Below are 16969 nucleotides of genomic sequence, written 5' to 3'. Positions count from 1 at the left end.
CCGGCGCGTGGCTAGCGTGCCTGGGCGCCGGTGGTCGCCAGGCTGTGCGGCGACCAGGCCAGGAAGTCCCAGCGCAGGCCCAGCGCTGCCGGGCGCCGGATCATCCGCTCGACCTGCAGATGCCAGAGCCGCTCGGCGCCCGGAAACGACGCGATCGCCTCGCCCTCGAGGGTCAGCTCGGTTCGGCCGCTGAGCTGCAGCAGGTCACCGCTGGCGAAGTCGACGAACAGCAGGCCGGCGCGCGGGTTGAGCAGCAGGTTGCCGAGGGTATTGAAGTGCAGGTTGCCGGCGAAATCGGGGATGCTCAGGCGGTCGCCCTCGACCCGGACGAAGCCGGCCGGCCCGCCGCGGTGAGACACATCCACCGCCGGAGGGCCTTCGGTCGGGCGCGCGTAGCTGGCGACGAACAAGCTGTCGGCCACCCGGATCGCCGCACGGGCCGCCTCGTCCAGCCCGTCGCGATGCTCGGCCGGCGTCGGGGCCGGTGTGCCCGGCTGGCGCCGGTACTGGCGCTGCTGGATATAGCGCGGGCAATTGCCGAACGCCTGCTCCACGGCGATGCTCAGCCCGCTGTCGTCGCGCTGAAGGATGCGGCCGTTGAGGCGGTTGCGCCGACGGCTGTGCAACTCGATGCCGAGCAGGCCCAGCGCGGTGCCTTGCTGCAATGCCGCGGCGGCCGGGTCGTCCGCTGCCGGCAGGGCGTCCAGCCGCAGCAGGTGCGGCTCGGGCGAGTGGGCGAAACCTTCCGGCCCTTCGAGCAGGCTGGCCCAGGGCCGCCCATCGGCAGCGACCGAGCCGAGCAGCACGAACGGCAGCTGCCGGTAGAACGCGCGGTGCTGTTCCGGCAGATGGTCGCGGATGACCCGGCGACCGATCTCCTGCATGCGCTCGGCGACGCCGGCACGCGTCTGTAGCTGGATTTCCCCGGCGTGCCAGGGGGCGGTTGTGCTCATGGTGCGCTCCGCAAATCGGCGGCGCAGCCTGGCTGCGCCGCGGGGGCTTCAGGCGCGCTGCAGGCCGGCGGCGCTGCGTGGCATGGCGACGAAGCCCGGCAGCGCCTCGATGCGTGCCAGCCAGGCGCGGATGGCCGGGTAGTCGGCCAGCGATACGTTGCCTTCCGGCGCATGGGCGATGTAGCTGTAGCAGGCGATGTCGGCCAGGGTCGCCTGGTCGCCGGCGAGGAACGGACGCTCGGCCAGCTCCTGTTCGATCACCTGCAACAGCGCATGGGCGCGGGCGATGGTCGGCTCGGGCTCGTAGGGCGCGCCGAACACGGTGATCAGCCGTGCGGTGGCCGGTCCGCTGGCCAGCGGACCGGCGGCGACCGACAGCCAGCGCTGTACCTGCGCGGCGGCCAGCGGCTCGTCCGGCAGCCAGCGACCGCTGCGGTCGTATTTCTTCGCCAGGTAGACGAGGATCGCGTTGGAATCGCTGAGCAGGGTGCCGTTGTCGTCGATCACCGGAACCTGGCCGAAGCGGTTCATGCGCAGGAACTCGGGCGCCTTGTGCTCGCCCTTGGCCAGGTCGACGGCGACCCGTTCGACGGGCAGGCCCAGCAGCGAAAGGAACAGCTCGACGCGGTGGGCGTGGCCGGACAGCGGATGGAGGAAGAGTCTGATGGGCTTGGACATGGGCGGGCTCCGCGGCAGTGGATGGCGGCGCGGCTGCAGAGAGGCAGCCGGGTCGTGAAGCCTCATGCTCGGTCAGCGCAAGCCGCTGCGGAATAGCCAGAAATCGCAATCCATCGTTGCAGGAATTGAAATGCTCAGCGCAGGGCAGTGTCCTGGCGCAGCCGTGCGGCGCAGAAATCGATGAATGCGCGGACCTTGCCGGCGACCCGGCGGCCGTCCGGGTAGACCACATGGATCGGCAGTGGTGGCGGCTCGAAGGCCTGCAGGACGATCTCCAGTTCGCCGCGTGCGACCCGGTCGGCCACCTGGTAGCTGAGTACCCGCGTCAGGCCCCAGCCGAGGCAGGCGGCGCGGATCGCCGCACCGTTGGCGTTGACCTCCAGCCGCGGCTGCAGGCGTACCGTGAACGCCGCCGTACCCTCGACGAATTGCCACTCGCTGAGCAGCTGGCTGCTCGCCGCGGCGATGATGCGTGCCTGTTCCAGCTGCCGCGGGTGCTCCGGGCGCCCATGCGTGGCCAGGTAGGCGGGCGCGGCGCAGACCACCTGGCGCACCGCGCCGACCCTCACCGCATGCAGCGAGCTGTCCGGCAGATGGCCGATGCGGATGGCCGCATCGACGCCTTCGTCGACCAGGTTGACCAGCCGGTCCAGCAGCAGCGCGCGGACCCGCAGCTCGGGGAAGGCGTCGAGGAAGTCGACCAGCAGCGGCGTGACGAACAGCTCGCCGAACAGCACCGGCGCGCTGACCGTCAGTTGCCCGCGCGGCCGGGCGTGGCTGCCGGCGGCCGATTCCTCGGCTTCCAACAGGTCGGCGAGGATGCGCCGGCAGTCCTCGGCGTAGCGCTGGCCCGCCTCGGTGAGGCGCACGCTGCGCGTGGTACGCGACAGCAGCTGGGTGCCGATGCGCTCTTCCAGCGCGGCCACCGCGCGGGTCACGCTGGCCGGCGAGAGGCTCAGGCGGCGCGCGGCCGCCGCGAAGCCCCTGTGCTCGGCGACGGCAAGGAAGACCTGCATTTCCTGGAATCTATCCATGTTCGCGTCCTTGACCTCGGGCAGGCAGCAAGGTCGCTGCCGCCGGAGGCGATACCATAGCCGCACCCCGGCGCTTCGGCAGCAATTGGCGCGGCGACGTCCGCGCCGGGCGGTGGTCCGATGGCGCACCAGCAGCCTGGAGGAGAGCACCATGGCGTCATTCACCGGCGGTTGCCTGTGCGGCGATATGCGCATCCGCGCGACGGGCCGGCCCTACCGGGTCGGGATCTGCCACTGCCTGGACTGCCGCAAGCACCACGGCGCGCTGTTCTACGCGGCGGCGGTGTTCCCCCGCGAGGCGGTGATCGTCGAAGGCCAGGCGCACGAATACGCCGGGCGGCATTTCTGCCCACGCTGCGGTTCGTCGGTGTTCGCCCAGAGCGGCGACGAGATCGAGGTGCACCTGGGGGCCCTGGATACGCCCGGCCAGTTGGTGCCGACCTACGAGTGCTGGACCGAACGCCGCGAGGCCTGGCTGCCGGCGTTCGCCCTCGATCGGCATTACCCGCGCGACCGCGCGGGCGGCGGCCGCGGCGAGCCTTAGCGGGTACGCCGGTCTCCGGCCAGGCGGGCGGTTTGACCGCCGTCCCGGGCCTTTCTAGAGTGGGCGGCACCCCGTCCACCGCCCGCCTTGCCGGAGTGCCCTGCGATGCTCGACCTGCCGTTGCTGTTCGCCTTTCTCGGCGCCGCCGCCCTGCTCACCGTTACCCCGGGTGTGGACACCGCCATGGTGCTGCGTGCCGCCGCGCTGGACGGGCGCCGCGCGGCGCTCATGGCCGCCGCCGGCATCGCGCTGGGTTGCCTGGGCTGGGGCGCGGCGGTGTCGCTCGGGCTCGGTGCGCTGCTGCAGGCCTCGGAACTGGCCTATACGCTGGTCCGCCTGGCCGGCGCGGGCTACCTGATCTGGCTGGGCGGGCGGATGCTGCTCAGGCCGCGGGCGGACTTCGCCGCCACGGCCGGGGAGGGCGCCGCGCTGCAGGCTGGCGAAGCCTTTCGCCGGGGCCTGCTGACCAACCTGCTCAACCCCAAGGTCGGCGTCTTCTACGTCACCTTCCTGCCGCAGTTCGTGCCCGCCGGCGCAAGCGTAGCCGGCTATTCCTTCGTCCTGGCCTGCCTGCACGTGCTGCTGACCCTCGCCTGGTTCGGCGTGCTGATTGCCGCCACCCTGCCGCTCGGCCGCCTGTTGCGCCGTCCCGCGCTGATCCGCGCGCTGGACCGGCTGACCGGCGGGGTGCTGCTCGCCTTTGGCGGCAAGCTCGCCGCGTCGGCGCCCTGAGCCGGCTCCGGCTACTGCAGGGCGCGGCCCTTGTCCAGGTAGCTGGCGAACTCGCTCTCCGGGACCATGCTGCCGCCGGTGGCCCAGACCAGGTGGGTGGCGTTGGCCAACTGGCCGGCCGAGACGCCGATGTGCTCAAGGTACGGCGGATTCGCCAGCACCCGCAGCAGGCCCGGCATGCCGGCCAGCGCGGAAGGTTCCAGGCGCAGATGCTCCAGTTCGTGGGCAAGGTAGAGCAGGCGCTGCAGTTGCTCGTCGCTGACCGTGTAGTAGCCATCGATCAGCCGCTGCATCGCCCGGCCGACGAAGCCGGAGGGGCGGCCCACCGCCAGGCCATCCGCGGCGGTGCGGTTGTCGATGCCGAAGTCCTGCACGCTGACCGCGTCGTGCAGGCCGGTGTAGACGCCGAGCAGCATGCACGGCGAATGGGTCGGCTCGGCGAACAGGCAGTGCACCGCATCGCCGAAGGTGAGCTTGAGGCCGAAGGCCACGCCGCCCGGGCCGCCGCCGACGCCACACGGCAGGTAGACGAACAGCGGATGCTCGGCATCGACGCGCACGCCGGCTGCGGCGAACTGGCGTGCCAGGCGCTCGGCGGCCACCGCGTAGCCGAGGAACAGCTGCGGCGAGTTCTCGTCGTCGATGAAATAGCAGCGCGGGTCGCCCGCCGCCTGCCGGCGCCCCTGCTCGACCGCCGCGCTGTAGTCGCTGGGATATTCCACGACGGTAACGCCGCAGGCACGCAGCCGGTCCTTCTTCCATTGGCGCGCATCGGCGGACATGTGCACGGTGGCCTGGAAGCCCAGCCGGGCGCTGATGATGCCGATGGACAGGCCGAGGTTGCCGGTCGAGCCGACCGCGATCCGGTACTGGCCGAAGAACTGTCGCGCAGCGTCGCTGGTCAGGCTCGCGTAGTCGTCGTCGAGGCGCAGCAAACCGGCCTCCAGGGCCAGGTCCTCGGCGTGCTTGAGCACCTCGTGGATACCGCCACGGGCCTTGATCGAGCCGGAGATGGGCAGTGCGTTGTCCTGCTTCAGCCAGAGTGCGCCGGCGTCGCTGCCGGCCAGCCCGGCCTCGTCAAGAAGATGCTGTTGCAGCCGTGGCAGCGGGACGATGCCGGACTCGATGATGCCGCCGGCGGCGGCCGTCTCCGGGAAGGCCCGGGCCAGATACGGCGCGAAACGGCGCAACCGCGCGCTGGCGGCCTGCACGTCCGCAGCGTCCAGGCCGACGTCGCCGAGCGCCGTGGCGGCCGGCGCGATCGCCGGGTTGAACCAGGCCGTCTCGCGCAGCGCGACCAGCTCGCGGAGCAGGGGATGGCTGGCGTACCAGGCGTCGAGGGTCTTGCCGTGGATGAGCATGATGGCCTTCTGTGCGGGGCGGGCGATCAGCCGCCGATCTGCGCGGCCTTCTCGGCGAGCCGCTGGTTGAAGCGCGCCAGGTCGATGATCGCGCGGCGATGGGTGCCTTCGCCGATCAGCCCGGCGTCGTCGCGGCATTGGACCCTGAACAGCAGCGCACGACCGTCGATGGCGACCAGTTCCACCGTGGCGGTCACCGTCATGCCGACGGGCGTGGCGGCGATGTGGCTCATGTCGACGTGGGTGCCGACGCTGCGCTGGCCCTCGCTCAGGTAGGGGCGCAGCCCGGCGATGCAGGTCTGCTCCATGAAGCCGATCATCATCGCGGTGGCCAGTACCGGCGGCATGTCGACGAAGCCGCTCCAGTCGGGTGCGACCTGCGGCACGGTGTGGCGCTCGGCCACCTGCAGGGTTTCGCTATGGCGCAGTCCGACGGACAGCGCCGGAAGGGTCTGGTCGTTCATGTTCGTCCGATTCTCATGTTGATGGGCCAGCTGATTGCGCGCTGCGCCGCGGGGTCGCCCCACAGCTCGGCGAGTTCGCCGGCGAAACGTTGCAGGATGGCCGCCTGCCCGGCCTCGCGCGCCTGGCGCACGGCCGACCAGGTGGCGATGTAGCCGAGCAACTGCGGCAGGTCCCAGTCCAGGCGGATCGCCATGGCCGGCGGCTCGATCGCCTCGAACGGGAAGTCGAGGGTGGCGTAGCCGCTGTCCACCAGCTGGCGCTCGGCCGGCCAGTAGCGGCCGATCTCCTCGTGGTAGAAGCGCTGGAAGCGCGCGTCGAGGTCGCGTTCGAGCTGCAGCACGCCGTAGCTGATCAGTGCCAGCACCGCGCCGGGCCGCGCAACGCGGCGCACTTCGGTGTAGAAGGCCGGCAGGTCGAACCAGTGGGCGGCTTGGGCGGCGCTGAGCAGGCTGGCGCTGCGCTCGGCCAGTGGCAGGCGCTCGGCCGCGGCGCAGCAATAGTCGATATTGGCGCGCGGCACGGCGTGCGCGATCTGGTCGGCGCTCGGGTCGAACCCGACGACCTGCTGGAAATGCCCGGCCAGCTGCGCGGTGAGCTGGCCGTTGCCGCAGCCGACGTCCACCGCCAGCCGGCGGTCGGGCGCGCAGCTGGCCAGGTAGGCGGCCAGTTCGGCCGGGTATTCGGGGCGGAAGCGGGCATAGGCCTGCCCGCCCTGGTCGAACCAGTTCCTGCCCGTGTTGCTGGTCATCGCTCGGCCCTCCGGCTCGGCTGAGTGTGCACCTTAGCACCGAAGTGCCGGCGAGCCTTCTAGGCGATGGTCGCGAGAAAGGTGGCGATGCGGGCCAGCACCTCGGCCGGCTGTTCGCGGTGCGGCACATGGCCGACGCCGGGTAGCAGCGCCTGCTCCACCGGCCCGCCGGCGTGCCGCTCGATCAGTTGCGGATGCCGTTCGGAGCCGAACTCGTCGTCGCAGCCGTGGAAGACCAGTGCCGGGCAGCGCACCGCCGGCAGCGCCGCTGCCACCGACCAGGCGGCGAAGCGCGGGTCGAGCCAGGTATCGATCCAGGCGCTCAGTACCCAGTCGCTGCGCTCGCCGTGGAAGCGCCGCAGGCGTTCGCGCTGGCTGGCATCGGCGAACCAGGCCTTGGCCTGGCGGATGCCTTCCAGGGTACGCGGCTCGACGAAGGTCACCGCCGAGAGGGTGATCAGCGCCCGGCAGGCACCGGCGAAGCGCGCCGCGCAGTGCACCGCCATGCTGCCGCCGACGCTGTGGCCGAGCACCACGAAGGCGTCGATGCCCAGCTGTTCGCGCACCGCGGCGAAGGCCTGGTCGGCCTCGTCCTCGATGAAACTCGCCGCCGGCGCGGCGCTCAGCTGCTCGGAGCGGCCGAAGCCCGGCCGGTCGTAGGCCACCACCGTGCGCCCGGTGGCCTGGCAGAGCCGGGCGGGGAAGTCGCGCCACTGCTCGATGCAGCCGAGCGACTCGTGGAGCAGGATGATCGGCGCCCGCTCCGTGTTCGCGGCCGGCCCGGGAAGCCAGCGGCGTACCCCGATCCGTCCGCCGGCGCTGCGGACCCAGAGATCGCTGGGCGCGTGGTCGAGCGTTGCGATACGGGTCATGGCGCGGTCCTGAGCGGTTCGGGAGGCGTCTAGCAGTACTGTTCTTTTACGTTAACGTCAACAGGCCGCTGCGGCGGGCTCGACGGGCGCCAGGCCGTCCTTGCGCAGGTGCAGACGCAGGAAGTCCTCGGCGAGAAACAGCTGCCCCGCATAGTGCGCGGCGGCTTCGGCCCGCAGCTCGTCGATGCAGTGTCCGCGCCCGGTGTTCTTCTGGTAGCGCGCGCTGAAGTGGGTCAGCACCAGGTTCGGTACGCCGGCCTGCTGGGCGAAGGCCGCCACCTGGGCGGCGCTGCTGTGGCCGAACGGCTCGCCGGCGGTGTCGGCCACCGGCTGGGTGTAGGTGGCCTCGTGGACCAGCACCTGGGCGCCGCGGCAGGCCTCGGCGAGCAGTTCGGGGCGATCGTTGTCGCCGCCGATGACGATACGCCGGGCCACGCGGCCGAAGTCGAGGTAGTCCTCGCTGCGCAGGCGGCGGCCCTGGTAGTCGACATCCTGACCATGCATGAGCTGGCCCCACAGCGGGCCGCGTGGGATGCCGTCGCGCTCCAGGCGCTCGATGGCGAGCCTCGGATCGGGGCGCGCCTCGCTGAAGGTGTAGCCGTAGCTGGGTACGCGGTGGGAGAGGGCGGTGGCCTCCACGCGGACCTGCCGACTGCGCCACTGGCCGAGGCTCTCCACGGCATGGAAGCGCAGCTCGAAGGGCAGCCGGGTACGGCTCATCTCGAAGGTGGCGTGTAGCCAATGCTCGATGCCGGCGGGCGCGACGATGTCCAGCGGCTCCTCGCGGCGCGCCAGGCCGGCACTGGCCAGCAGCCCCGGCAGGCCGTAGCAGTGGTCGCCGTGCACATGGGTGATGAAGATCGCGCGCAGCCCGTGCAGCGTCAGCGGCGTGCGCAGCAGCTGGTGCTGGGTGGCCTCGCCGCAATCGACCAGGTACCAGCCCTTGCCGCTGTCTTCCAGGAGGGCGGTGGCGCTGACGTTGCGGGCGCGGGTCGGCGTGGCCGACGAGGTGCCGAGAAAAAGCAGTTCCACGGGCAGGCTCCAGGGTCGAGTTGGCCCAGTATGTCCGAGACCTTTTGCCGCAGCGAAATCCGTGGGCCGGGCGGTGCTGCTGGCTTATATCTTTTCGCTTATAAGAAAGCACGAATTTATATTAAACATCGCTATCGCAGCTGGTTATGCTGCCGCCCCATCGACACGCCCCGTTGGGCTCTTCCGGGAAATAGCGATGGATTTCGGTGTTCTGGGTTTCGTCATTGCAGGGCTGGTGGTCGGCTTCATCGTCGGCATGACCGGCGTCGGCGGCGGCTCGCTGATGACGCCGATCCTGCTCTGGTTCGGCGTCAACCCGGCCGCGGCCGTCGGCACCGACCTGCTGTATGCCGCGGTCACCAAGGCCGGCGGCGTGTGGGTCCACCAGAAGAACCGCAACATCGACTGGAGCATCACCGGCTGGCTCGCGCTGGGCAGCCTGCCGGCCGCGGCGCTGACGCTGTGGTTCCTGCAATGGCTGCAGGGCGACCAGGACGCGCTCAACGCGGTGATCAAGCAATCGCTCGGCCTGGTGCTGGTGCTGACCGCGCTGGCGGTGCTGTTCAAGCGGCGCCTGCTGGCCGTCGCCTCGCGACTGTCCGGGTCGCGGCCGCCGATGAGCCAGCGCAGCCTGAACGCGCTGACGGTGATTGTCGGCGTCGTGCTCGGCGCGATGGTCACGCTCACCTCCATCGGCGCCGGCGCGCTGGGCACCGTGGCGCTGTTCTTCCTCTACCCGCTGCTGGTCACCCGCCGCCTGGTGGGCACCGAGATCGCCCACGCGGTGCCGCTGACGCTGGTCGCCGGCCTCGGCCACGCCGGCATGGGCAACATGGACTGGACCATCCTGGCCTACCTGCTGGTGGGTTCGCTGCCGGGTATCTACTTCGGCAGCCACCTCTCCGGGCGGGTCTCCGACGAGGTGCTGCGGCCCTGCCTGGCGATCATGCTCGCGGCCATCGGCTACAAGCTGATCTGAGCCAGACCTTTTTCCCTGAGGGGCCGGCGGAGCGATCCGACGGCCCCTTTTTTTTGGTTCTACCCGGGCAGGCGTGATGCCCGTCTCGTCAGGCCGTTTCGCAGTTGACCATCCAGCTCACACCGAAGCGGTCGGTGAGCATGCCGAAGCGCTCGGCCCAGAAGGTCTTCTGGAAGGGCATCGTCACCTGGCCGCCTTCGGCCAGCGCATCGAACAGGCGCTGGCCCTCGGCGACGCTGTCCGGGCTCAGGGTGATCGAGCAGCCCTTGATGCCCTGGTAGGGCTCGCCGCCGCAGGTCTGGCCGGGAATGGTGTCGGACGCCATCAGCGCATGGCTGCCGACGTTGAGGCAGGCGTGCATGATGCGCTCGCCGTGCGGGCCGGGGTCGAAGCCCTCGCTGGCCGGTGCCTCGGCGAAGGTCATCATCTGCAGCGTGCCGCCGAGCACGTCCTGGTAGCGGGTGAAGGCCTCGCGGGCCTGGCCGTCGAAGGTGAGATAGGTGCAGAGCTTCATCTGTCGTTCCCTCTGGTCGCATGGGTCGGGCGCGGGCGATCCTGCGGCCCGCGCGGTTCAGGCTGGAAAGCCTAGTCCCATGCCGGCCACCGGCAGCGCCAGCCGACCAGCGGCCGGGTGCGATCAGAGCAGGCGATAGCGGCGCAGGTCCTGGCGGCTGAGCAGGCGGATCCGCCCGGGCTCGACGCGCTGGATATCCGCGGCCAGCTCCGGCGCCACGCCCATCTGGCGAAAGTAGGACTGCGGGCTCTGGCGCAGGCGCGGGCGGCCGGGCAGCAGTCGCTCGCCGTCCGGCGCGTAGGGCCGGTGCAGGGCGACATGCCCGTGCACGCTGCGTCGCTTGCCGGCGGCCAGCAGGTAGAGGCAGCTGCCCTGGCACACGGCGTCGGCCGGCACCAGCGCGTCGAAGCCGGTCTCGCGCAGCAGGTGGCCCATGCGCATGGCCTCGCCGCCGCTGCCGCCGACGTTGTCCAGCACCAGCAGCTTGCGCACGTAGCGGCCCGGGTTGGCGGTGATGCCCTTGAGCAGCGCCTCGTAGTCACCCGGGGCGATCTGCTCGGTGACCCGCGCGAGCAGCACCGGACCGCGCTTGTACTGCACGGGGACGACCTCGACATCGGCCCGCAGCGGCGAGCAGGACAGCGCCAGGGCGCAGAGCAGGGCGGGGCGGAGCATGGCGGACGGAGGCCTGGCTGGACGGGGTGCAGAAGATACCTGTCGCGCGCGCGTTCGCCTATCGGCGCGAGGGGTCGCCGCCCGCGATGCCGTACAGCCGGTGGCTCCAGTCCTCCACCTGGCGGCTGCCCAGGCGCCGCTCCACCAGCCTGCGCCAGGCGGGCACCAGCGGCAGCTCGCCGAGGCGAGCCAACGCGTCGAAGTCCTGGGTGCGCTGGTAGAGCAGCTCGATGATGCGTGCCAGCGGCCAGTCCGGATGCGGCCGGTCGGCCAGGCGCAGCACCTGGCCGGCCTGCAGCTCGCCGGGCTCGAGCACGCGGTAGTACCAGCCGGTCATGCCGCTGTGCTGGACCTGCACGGCCATGTCGCGCACGCCGAAGCGCTCGTTGAGCTTCCAGCACGGCTGGCGGCTCTGGGTCACCTGCAGCACCGCGTCGCCGCAGCGCAGCACGTCGCCCAGGCACAGGCTCGTTTCATCGAGGCCCTGGGTGCTGATGTTCTCGCCGAAGGCGCCGGGCGCTTCGAGCAGCGCCAGCGGGCCAAGCCGTTCCTGCCAGCGCCGGTAGTGCTCGAAGGGGTAGTGATGGATGGCCTTGTCGAGCCCGCCGTGCACCCGCAGGTCGCCCTGTTCGTCGCCGGCCAGGCCGAAGGCGCCGGCGCGCAGCGGCCCGGCCACCGGCGCCTTGGCGATGGCGCTGCTGCTGCCGGGGCGATGGAAGGGCACGGCCCTGCCGGTCAGCAGCTGGTCGATCCTGGCGAGTTGCATCGGCGTCTCCTCCATGCGTTGGAAGGCGTGATTGTGCCGCATCCGTGCCCCGCTGGCTGCCGTCGCGCTGCCGCACGAGCGCCGGCGCCTCTCCCGGCGTTTCCCCGCGTGCGCTATCGTGCGGCCTTTGTCCGCCATCCGAGGAGCCGCCCATGAGCCTGACCGCCACCTACGACGCGCAGAACATCTTCGCCCAGATCATTCGCGGCGATGCGCCCTGCTACAAGCTCTACGAGGACGACGACGTGCTGGCCTTCCTCGACCTGTTCCCGCAGTCCTTCGGCCATACCCTGGTGATCCCCAAGCGCTCGGCGGCCTGCAACATCCTCGATGTCGACAGCGAGGCACTGTGCAAGGTGATCGGCGTGGTCCAGCAACTGACCCGGGCGATCGTCGCTGAACTCGAGCCGGACGGCGTGCAGGTTGCCCAGTTCAACGGCGCGCCGGCCGGGCAGACGGTGTTCCACCTCCACATGCACATCGTGCCGCGCTACACCGGCCAGGGGCTGGGCGTGCATGCCGCGCAGAAGGCCGACCCGGCCGAGCTGGAGCAGCTGCAGGCGCGCCTGCTCCGACGCATCGCCGCCAGCCGGGGCTGAGCGGCTGCGACCAACGCAGCAGCCAGCAGGCACCAAAGTACTATTCGTGGCCGCCGGCCGGCTTCGTAGGCTCAGGCCATGAAGCGAATCCGGCTCCACCTTCGGCACACCCTCGTCCGCCACTGCCTGCTGGTGCTGTGGCTGCTGGCCGGCAGTTGGCAGGCCGTCGCCGCCGAACGGCCGGTGCTGCGCCTGGGCGTATTGCAGTTCGGCACCGCGCACTGGGAGCTCGACCACCTCAAGCGCCGCGGGCTTGACCAGGCCAACGGCTTCGACCTCGAGGTGCGCCTGCTGGCCGACCTGCCGGCCTCGCGCCTGGCGCTGGTCAGCGGCAGCGTCGACGGCATCGTCGGTGACCTGCTCTGGGCGCAATCGCGCTTCGCCGCCGGCGCGCCGCTGCTGTTCGTGCCGTTCTCCAGCCGGCTGGGCGAGGTGGTAGTGCCCGAGCACAGCGATATCGCCACGCTCGCCGATCTTCCCGGCAAGCGCCTCGGCGTGGCCGGTGGCCCGGACGGCTATGCCTGGCAACTGCTGCAGCGCGCCGCGCGCCGGCAGGGCGTGGACCTGGCCAGCGCGCACGTGCAGTTCGCCGCACCGCCTTTGCTCGACCAGGCGTTGCGCCGCGGCCAGCTCGACGCGGTGCTGACCTTCTGGCACTTCGCCGCACGGCTGCGCGGTGAGGGCGGCGTGCGCAGTGCCTTCGGCATGCGCGAGCTGCTGCTGGCCAACGGCGCCGAGGCCGACCTGCCGATGCTCGGCTACCTGTTCGCCCAGCCCTGGGCCGAACGCCACGGCGAGCTGCTGCAGCGCTTCGAACGGGCCGTGCGCCAGGCCAAACGGCAGCTGGCCGACGATCCCCAGGCCTGGCAGGCCGTGCGCCCGCTGATGCGCGCCGGGGACGAGGCGGTCTTCGCCGCCCTGCGCGAGGCCTTCGTCGCCGGCACGCCAGCGCCGCTCGATGCCCCGCGCATCGCCGCCCTGCAGGCCTTGCTGCGCGCTGGCGCCGACCGGCAGCAGGCCGTGATGCCCGCCGCGCTGTTCTTCCAGGCCGGGCCATGAACGGCACGCGCTGGGCCGCCTGGCTGGCGCTGCCGCTGGCGGCGGCGCTGTGGGCGGCGATCGCCGGGTGGCTCGCCACGCCGCTGCTGCCCGGTCCGGCCAAGGTGCTCGAGGTCGCCTGGCAGTTGCTGGCCAGCGGCGCGTTGGGCGAGCACCTGGGCGCGACGCTGCGCCGGGTGGCGATTGCCTTCGCCCTGGCCATGGCGCTGGGCACCGCGCTGGGCATCGGCATGGGCCGCTCGCGGCTGCTCGATGCCTTCTGCGATCCGCTGCTGGTGCTGTTTCTCAACCTGCCGGCGCTGGTCACCATCATCCTGCTCTACGTCTGGTTCGGCCTGGTGGAGACCGCCGCGGTGCTGGCGGTGGTGATCAACAAGGTGCCCAACGTCGCGGTGACCCTGCGCGAAGGCGCGCGCAGCCTCGACCCGCGGCTGGAGCAGATGGCCGCGGTCTATCGCTTCAGCCACTGGCGGCGGCTGCGCCACGTGTGGCTGCCGCAGCTGTTCCCGTTCTGGATGGCGGCGACCCGCGGCGGGCTGGCGCTGATCTGGAAGATCGTCCTGGTAGTCGAGCTGCTGGGCCGTTCGGACGGCGTCGGCTTCCAGCTGCACATGGCCTTCCAGGTGTTCGATGTCGCCGCCATCCTGGCCTGGAGCCTGGCCTTCATCGCCGTGGTCCAGGCCATCGAGCTGCTGCTGCTGCAGCCGCTGGAGCGGCGCGCCTCGCGCTGGCGCACGGCCGGGGTGGCGCATGCTTGAGCTGGCCATCGACGGGCAGGCCGCCGGCCATCCGGTGCTCGGCACGCTGCACGCGCGCATCGCGCCGGGCGACCGCATCTGCCTGCTCGGCAGCTCCGGCATCGGCAAGACCACCCTGCTCAACGCCATCGCCGGGCTGGACCACGGCCTGCCGGCGACGATGATCCGCCGGCGTCCGGGGCTGCGCATCGGCTACCTGTTCCAGGAGCATCGCCTGCTGCCCTGGCGCACGCTGCGGCAGAACCTGGCACTGGTCGGCGCGACGCCCGGGCGCATCGAGACGCTGCTCGCCCAGGTCGGCCTGCAGGGCTGCGCCGAGCGGCTGCCCGACCAGCTGTCGCTGGGCATGGCGCGGCGCGCGGCGCTGGCGCGCTGCCTGGCGGTGGAGCCGGAGCTGTTGCTGCTCGACGAACCCTTCGCCTCGCTGGACGCCCCGCGGGTGGCGGAGCTGCGCGTGCTGCTGGCCGGGCTGCTGGACGCGCGGCCGGAGATGGCCATGCTCTGCGTCACCCACGACCCGCGCGATGCCGAGGCGCTGGCCAACCGCCGCTGGCAACTGCTCGGCACGCCGGCGACGCTGGTGGAGGTGGCGACTGGCGGCACCGGCGCCGAGCGCGCCGCCGGCTGATCAGGCGCCGGCCAGGCGGGTCAGTGCGTGCAGCACCAGGCCGACCAGGCCGCCGACCAGCGTGCCGTTGATGCGGATGTACTGCAGGTCCTTGCCGACGCTGCGCTCCATCTGCTCGACCAGCTCGGCGCTTTCCCAGTTCTCCACCCGTTCGGCGATGTAGCCGCCGATCTGCCCGCGGTAGCGCTCGAGCAGCTCCGGCACGGCGCGGGCCAGTTGCTCGTCGATCCAGCCGCGCATGGCTGCATCGCCGGCCAGGGCATCGCCCAGGCCACGGGTCAGGCCGACGATGCGCGCGCCGATGCGCGAGCGCTCGCTGGACAGGTCGGCCTCGAGCCAGGCGACCAGGTCCTGCCAGAGGCTGCGGAAGTAGTCGCCGGTGGCCGGGTGCTCGAGCAGCAGGGCGAGGATGCGCTCGACCTTGAGGGCGTACTCCGGGTCCTGGCGCAGGCGTTCGACGTACTCGCCGACATGCTCGTCGAAGCGCTGGCGCACCAGGTGCCCGGGGTCGGCGGCGATCTCGGCAATCAGCGCCGAGATGCCGTCGACCAGCTTGTTCGCCGACCAGCCGCCCACCGAGCGGCCCAGCCCCAGGTAGCGCAGGGTACGCACCTCGCGGGTGATGGTGTCGGCGATCAGCGCGCGGGTGTCGTCGTCGCGCAGGATGCCGTCCAGGCGTAGCAGCATCTCGTCGAGCATCGCCTGGTGGCGCCCCTGGGCGGTGAGGATCTCCAGCGCCTGTGCCAGCATCGGCGCCACGTCGGTACGACGGATGCGGGCGATCAGCCGCTCGCGGGCGAAGGCCTGCACGCGTTCGTCGTGCAGCGCCTGCACGCCGAAGCGGGCGATGCCGATGAGCTGGCGGCCGACCGCCTCGGCGTTGGCCGGGTGCCGCAGCCAGGCCGCCAGGCGCGAGGCCAGGTCCAGTTCGGCCAGCTTGGCCAGCACCAGCGGCGTGGCGAGGAAGTGGGTGGTGATGAACTCGGCCAGGTTGCGGCCGATGCGCGCCTTGTTGTGCGGGATGATCGCCGTGTGCGGGATCGGCAGGCCGAACGGGCGGCGGAACAGTGCGGTGACGGCGAACCAGTCGGCGATGGCGCCGACCATCGCCGCTTCGGCGAAGGCGCCCAGGTAGCCCCAGGCCGGGTGGCTGGCCTGCATCAGCGTGGCCAGCACGTAGAGCAGCGCGGCGAGCAACAACAGGCCAGCGGCCACGAGCTTCATCCGGCTGACCGGGGATTGCCAGGGGCTGGGCATGCACTTCTTCCTTCGAGCCGACGGCGGGACTGTCTGCACAGACTGCCTGCCGCCGGTTCCGTTCGCGGCCGGGTCAGTCGGCCAGGTCGGACTCTTCGTCGCGGATCAGCACATAGCGCCCGGCGGCGTGGTCCAGGCAGTCGTAGACGAAGAACATCGCCACCTGCGAGGGCGATTCCATCACCGCGGCGTAGTCGCCAGGCTCGGGGCGAAAGGCGCGCCCGGAATCGTTGCTCGCCACGCAGGCGATCTCGGCGACGACGAAGGCCTCCTCGGCGCTGCCATCGAAGTACTCCTCGCGGTCGCGTGCATCCCACTCCGCCGGTGCCTGGAACGGCCCGGCAATGCGCACCCGGGCGTCGCCCAGGTCGAGTTCCTCGTCGGGGTTGCGCTCGTCGGGGCGATAGAGCGTGCAATCCAGTGCCTGCGGATCTTGAACGATTGTTGCTTGGACCTTCGGATCGAGGGCGGCCATGGTGACTCCACGTGGCAGGGATTTGCCGCAGTGTGGTGGACGCCGCGGCGCTGTGCAAACCCGGCGTGCGATCGGACTGCCGGCCGTCGTGACGGCCGAACGCCCGCCATGCTGGCCTTTCCAATGCAGGAATCCATCCGCAAGCGGAGGCTCGCATGAACCAGGAAAAGACCCACGAACCGCAGCCCGAGGAAGGCGTGCGCGACGACGAGGTGCGGGGCACGCCGAATGCCGAACGGCTGTACGACGAGAACGAACCCGAGGTGCTGCCCAGCGACCCGGATATCACCGCCGACGACTACACCAACCTGCCAGGCTGAGTCATGGCGCCGACAGCCCGGCGCCTGCCCTGCTATCGTGCTCCTTCACCGGGCCGGCGCCGAGCTGGCCGCTGCCGATGGAGCCTGCATGCGCCTGATCCTTGCGCTTTCCACCCTGCTGGCGACGAGTGCCTGCTCGTCGTGGGCGCCCAACCCCGAAGACATCACGCCGGTGCCCGGCGATCGCCTGCTGGCCTACCAGCAGCCGCGCGAAGGCGCCGGCGAGATCGTCGTGACCCGTGACTTCGGCATCCGCGGTGGCGGCTGCTACATCGCCGTGCGGATCGACCGCGAGCTGGCGGCGCGCATCCATGTCGGCGAGCGTGCGCGGTTCAAGGTGCCGTCCGGCCGCCACGTCGTCGGCATCGGCACCGACCCGCTGGACGTCACCCTCTGTTCCAAGGGCCGCCTGCGTCGCGAACAGCTGGCCGAGGTCGCCCCTGGCCAGCGGCTGCACTACCGCATCACCAGCGAGAACGACATCGGCTTCGACATCCGTCCCGATGCGCCCTGAGGCGGC

22 protein-coding genes are annotated in these 16969 nt (G+C 71.3%); 9 read left to right on the top strand and 13 right to left on the bottom strand.

Going from position 1 to position 16969, the window contains the following annotated elements; genetic code table 11:
- Nucleotides 1–11: 11 nt before the first annotated feature.
- The 3 genes from L3N39_RS14410 to L3N39_RS14400 form a co-directional block, all read right to left on the bottom strand.
- Complete coding sequence (locus tag L3N39_RS14410; protein ID WP_237258142.1) at nt 12–953, bottom strand: pyridoxamine 5'-phosphate oxidase family protein; 942 nt, start codon at nt 951–953, stop codon at nt 12–14.
- A gap of 48 nt (nt 954–1001) precedes the next feature.
- Complete coding sequence (locus L3N39_RS14405; protein ID WP_237258141.1) at nt 1002–1631, bottom strand: glutathione S-transferase family protein; 630 nt, start codon at nt 1629–1631, stop codon at nt 1002–1004.
- A gap of 134 nt (nt 1632–1765) precedes the next feature.
- On the bottom strand, nt 1766–2665 hold the full coding sequence (locus tag L3N39_RS14400) for a LysR family transcriptional regulator (RefSeq protein ID WP_237258140.1): 900 nt from the start codon (nt 2663–2665) through the stop codon (nt 1766–1768).
- A gap of 151 nt (nt 2666–2816) precedes the next feature.
- On the opposite strand from L3N39_RS14400, the gene L3N39_RS14395 reads away from it, so the two are divergent.
- On the top strand, nt 2817–3209 hold the full coding sequence (locus L3N39_RS14395; RefSeq protein ID WP_237258139.1) for a GFA family protein: 393 nt from the start codon (nt 2817–2819) through the stop codon (nt 3207–3209).
- Between the two features lie 105 nt (nt 3210–3314).
- The gene (locus tag L3N39_RS14390; RefSeq protein WP_237258138.1) at nt 3315–3941 is read left to right on the top strand and encodes a LysE family translocator; all 627 of its coding nucleotides are present in this window, start codon (nt 3315–3317) and stop codon (nt 3939–3941) included.
- An 11-nt stretch (nt 3942–3952) separates the two neighbouring features.
- Here the strand turns inward: L3N39_RS14390 and L3N39_RS14385 are convergent, their stop codons facing one another.
- The 5 genes from L3N39_RS14385 to L3N39_RS14365 are packed head-to-tail and all read right to left on the bottom strand — an operon-like array spanning nt 3953 to nt 8419.
- Entirely contained in the window at nt 3953–5302 is a 1350-nt protein-coding gene (locus L3N39_RS14385) for a D-serine ammonia-lyase (protein WP_237258137.1), read from the bottom strand.
- Between the two features lie 26 nt (nt 5303–5328).
- Nucleotides 5329–5766 (bottom strand): thioesterase family protein, encoded by a 438-nt coding sequence (locus L3N39_RS14380; RefSeq protein WP_237258136.1) that lies wholly within the window; start codon nt 5764–5766, stop codon nt 5329–5331.
- The gene (locus L3N39_RS14375) at nt 5763–6515 is read right to left on the bottom strand and encodes a class I SAM-dependent methyltransferase (protein WP_237258135.1); all 753 of its coding nucleotides are present in this window, start codon (nt 6513–6515) and stop codon (nt 5763–5765) included. Before L3N39_RS14375 ends, L3N39_RS14380 begins: the two co-directional genes overlap by 4 nt.
- A 59-nt stretch (nt 6516–6574) precedes the next feature.
- Complete coding sequence (locus tag L3N39_RS14370; RefSeq protein WP_237258134.1) at nt 6575–7387, bottom strand: alpha/beta fold hydrolase; 813 nt, start codon at nt 7385–7387, stop codon at nt 6575–6577.
- A 57-nt stretch (nt 7388–7444) separates the two neighbouring features.
- Complete coding sequence (locus L3N39_RS14365) at nt 7445–8419, bottom strand: ribonuclease Z (protein ID WP_237258133.1); 975 nt, start codon at nt 8417–8419, stop codon at nt 7445–7447.
- A gap of 196 nt (nt 8420–8615) precedes the next feature.
- On the opposite strand from L3N39_RS14365, the gene L3N39_RS14360 reads away from it, so the two are divergent.
- Nucleotides 8616–9398: a sulfite exporter TauE/SafE family protein gene (locus L3N39_RS14360; protein WP_237258132.1), complete on the top strand. Its 783-nt coding sequence runs from the start codon at nt 8616–8618 to the stop codon at nt 9396–9398.
- Nucleotides 9399–9486: 88 nt separating this feature from the next.
- On the opposite strand, the gene L3N39_RS14355 is transcribed toward L3N39_RS14360, so the two are convergent.
- The 3 genes from L3N39_RS14355 to L3N39_RS14345 form a co-directional block, all read right to left on the bottom strand.
- Nucleotides 9487–9912, bottom strand: a complete 426-nt coding sequence (locus tag L3N39_RS14355) for a VOC family protein (RefSeq protein WP_237258131.1) — start codon at nt 9910–9912, stop codon at nt 9487–9489.
- Between the two features lie 123 nt (nt 9913–10035).
- Nucleotides 10036–10587 (bottom strand): COG3904 family protein, encoded by a 552-nt coding sequence (locus tag L3N39_RS14350; RefSeq protein ID WP_237258130.1) that lies wholly within the window; start codon nt 10585–10587, stop codon nt 10036–10038.
- A 58-nt stretch (nt 10588–10645) separates the two neighbouring features.
- The gene (locus tag L3N39_RS14345; protein WP_237258129.1) at nt 10646–11353 is read right to left on the bottom strand and encodes an MOSC domain-containing protein; all 708 of its coding nucleotides are present in this window, start codon (nt 11351–11353) and stop codon (nt 10646–10648) included.
- 152 nt (nt 11354–11505) lie between these two features.
- Here L3N39_RS14345 and L3N39_RS14340 point away from each other — a divergent pair, with 152 nt between their 5' ends.
- The 4 genes from L3N39_RS14340 (at nt 11506) to L3N39_RS14325 (ending at nt 14397) form a co-directional block, all read left to right on the top strand.
- Complete coding sequence (locus L3N39_RS14340; RefSeq protein WP_237258128.1) at nt 11506–11952, top strand: HIT family protein; 447 nt, start codon at nt 11506–11508, stop codon at nt 11950–11952.
- 78 nt (nt 11953–12030) lie between these two features.
- The gene (locus tag L3N39_RS14335; RefSeq protein ID WP_237258127.1) at nt 12031–13011 is read left to right on the top strand and encodes an ABC transporter substrate-binding protein; all 981 of its coding nucleotides are present in this window, start codon (nt 12031–12033) and stop codon (nt 13009–13011) included.
- Nucleotides 13008–13769, top strand: a complete 762-nt coding sequence (locus L3N39_RS14330; RefSeq protein ID WP_237258126.1) for an ABC transporter permease — start codon at nt 13008–13010, stop codon at nt 13767–13769. The genes L3N39_RS14335 and L3N39_RS14330 overlap by 4 nt, the downstream gene beginning before the upstream one ends.
- Nucleotides 13762–14397, top strand: a complete 636-nt coding sequence (locus tag L3N39_RS14325; protein ID WP_237258125.1) for an ATP-binding cassette domain-containing protein — start codon at nt 13762–13764, stop codon at nt 14395–14397. The genes L3N39_RS14330 and L3N39_RS14325 overlap by 8 nt, the downstream gene beginning before the upstream one ends.
- Here the strand turns inward: L3N39_RS14325 and L3N39_RS14320 are convergent, their stop codons facing one another.
- Both L3N39_RS14320 and L3N39_RS14315 read right to left on the bottom strand, forming a co-directional pair.
- Nucleotides 14398–15654 carry a DUF445 domain-containing protein gene (locus L3N39_RS14320; RefSeq protein WP_237258124.1) on the bottom strand — a complete coding sequence of 419 codons (1257 nt, stop codon included), beginning with the start codon at nt 15652–15654 and terminating at the stop codon, nt 14398–14400.
- Between the two features lie 73 nt (nt 15655–15727).
- Nucleotides 15728–16129, bottom strand: a complete 402-nt coding sequence (locus L3N39_RS14315; protein ID WP_237258123.1) for a hypothetical protein — start codon at nt 16127–16129, stop codon at nt 15728–15730.
- A 155-nt stretch (nt 16130–16284) separates the two neighbouring features.
- Between L3N39_RS14315 and L3N39_RS14310 the strand changes: the two genes are divergently transcribed.
- Nucleotides 16285–16449 (top strand): hypothetical protein, encoded by a 165-nt coding sequence (locus L3N39_RS14310; protein WP_237258122.1) that lies wholly within the window; start codon nt 16285–16287, stop codon nt 16447–16449.
- An 88-nt stretch (nt 16450–16537) separates the two neighbouring features.
- On the top strand, nt 16538–16963 hold the full coding sequence (locus tag L3N39_RS14305; RefSeq protein WP_237258121.1) for a protein-tyrosine phosphatase family protein: 426 nt from the start codon (nt 16538–16540) through the stop codon (nt 16961–16963).
- Nucleotides 16964–16969 lie beyond the last annotated feature (6 nt).

This window comes from Pseudomonas oligotrophica, from assembly GCF_021726475.1.
Lineage (GTDB): Bacteria > Pseudomonadota > Gammaproteobacteria > Pseudomonadales > Pseudomonadaceae > Stutzerimonas > Stutzerimonas oligotrophica.
This window is presented reverse-complemented; position numbering and strand designations above follow the sequence as displayed.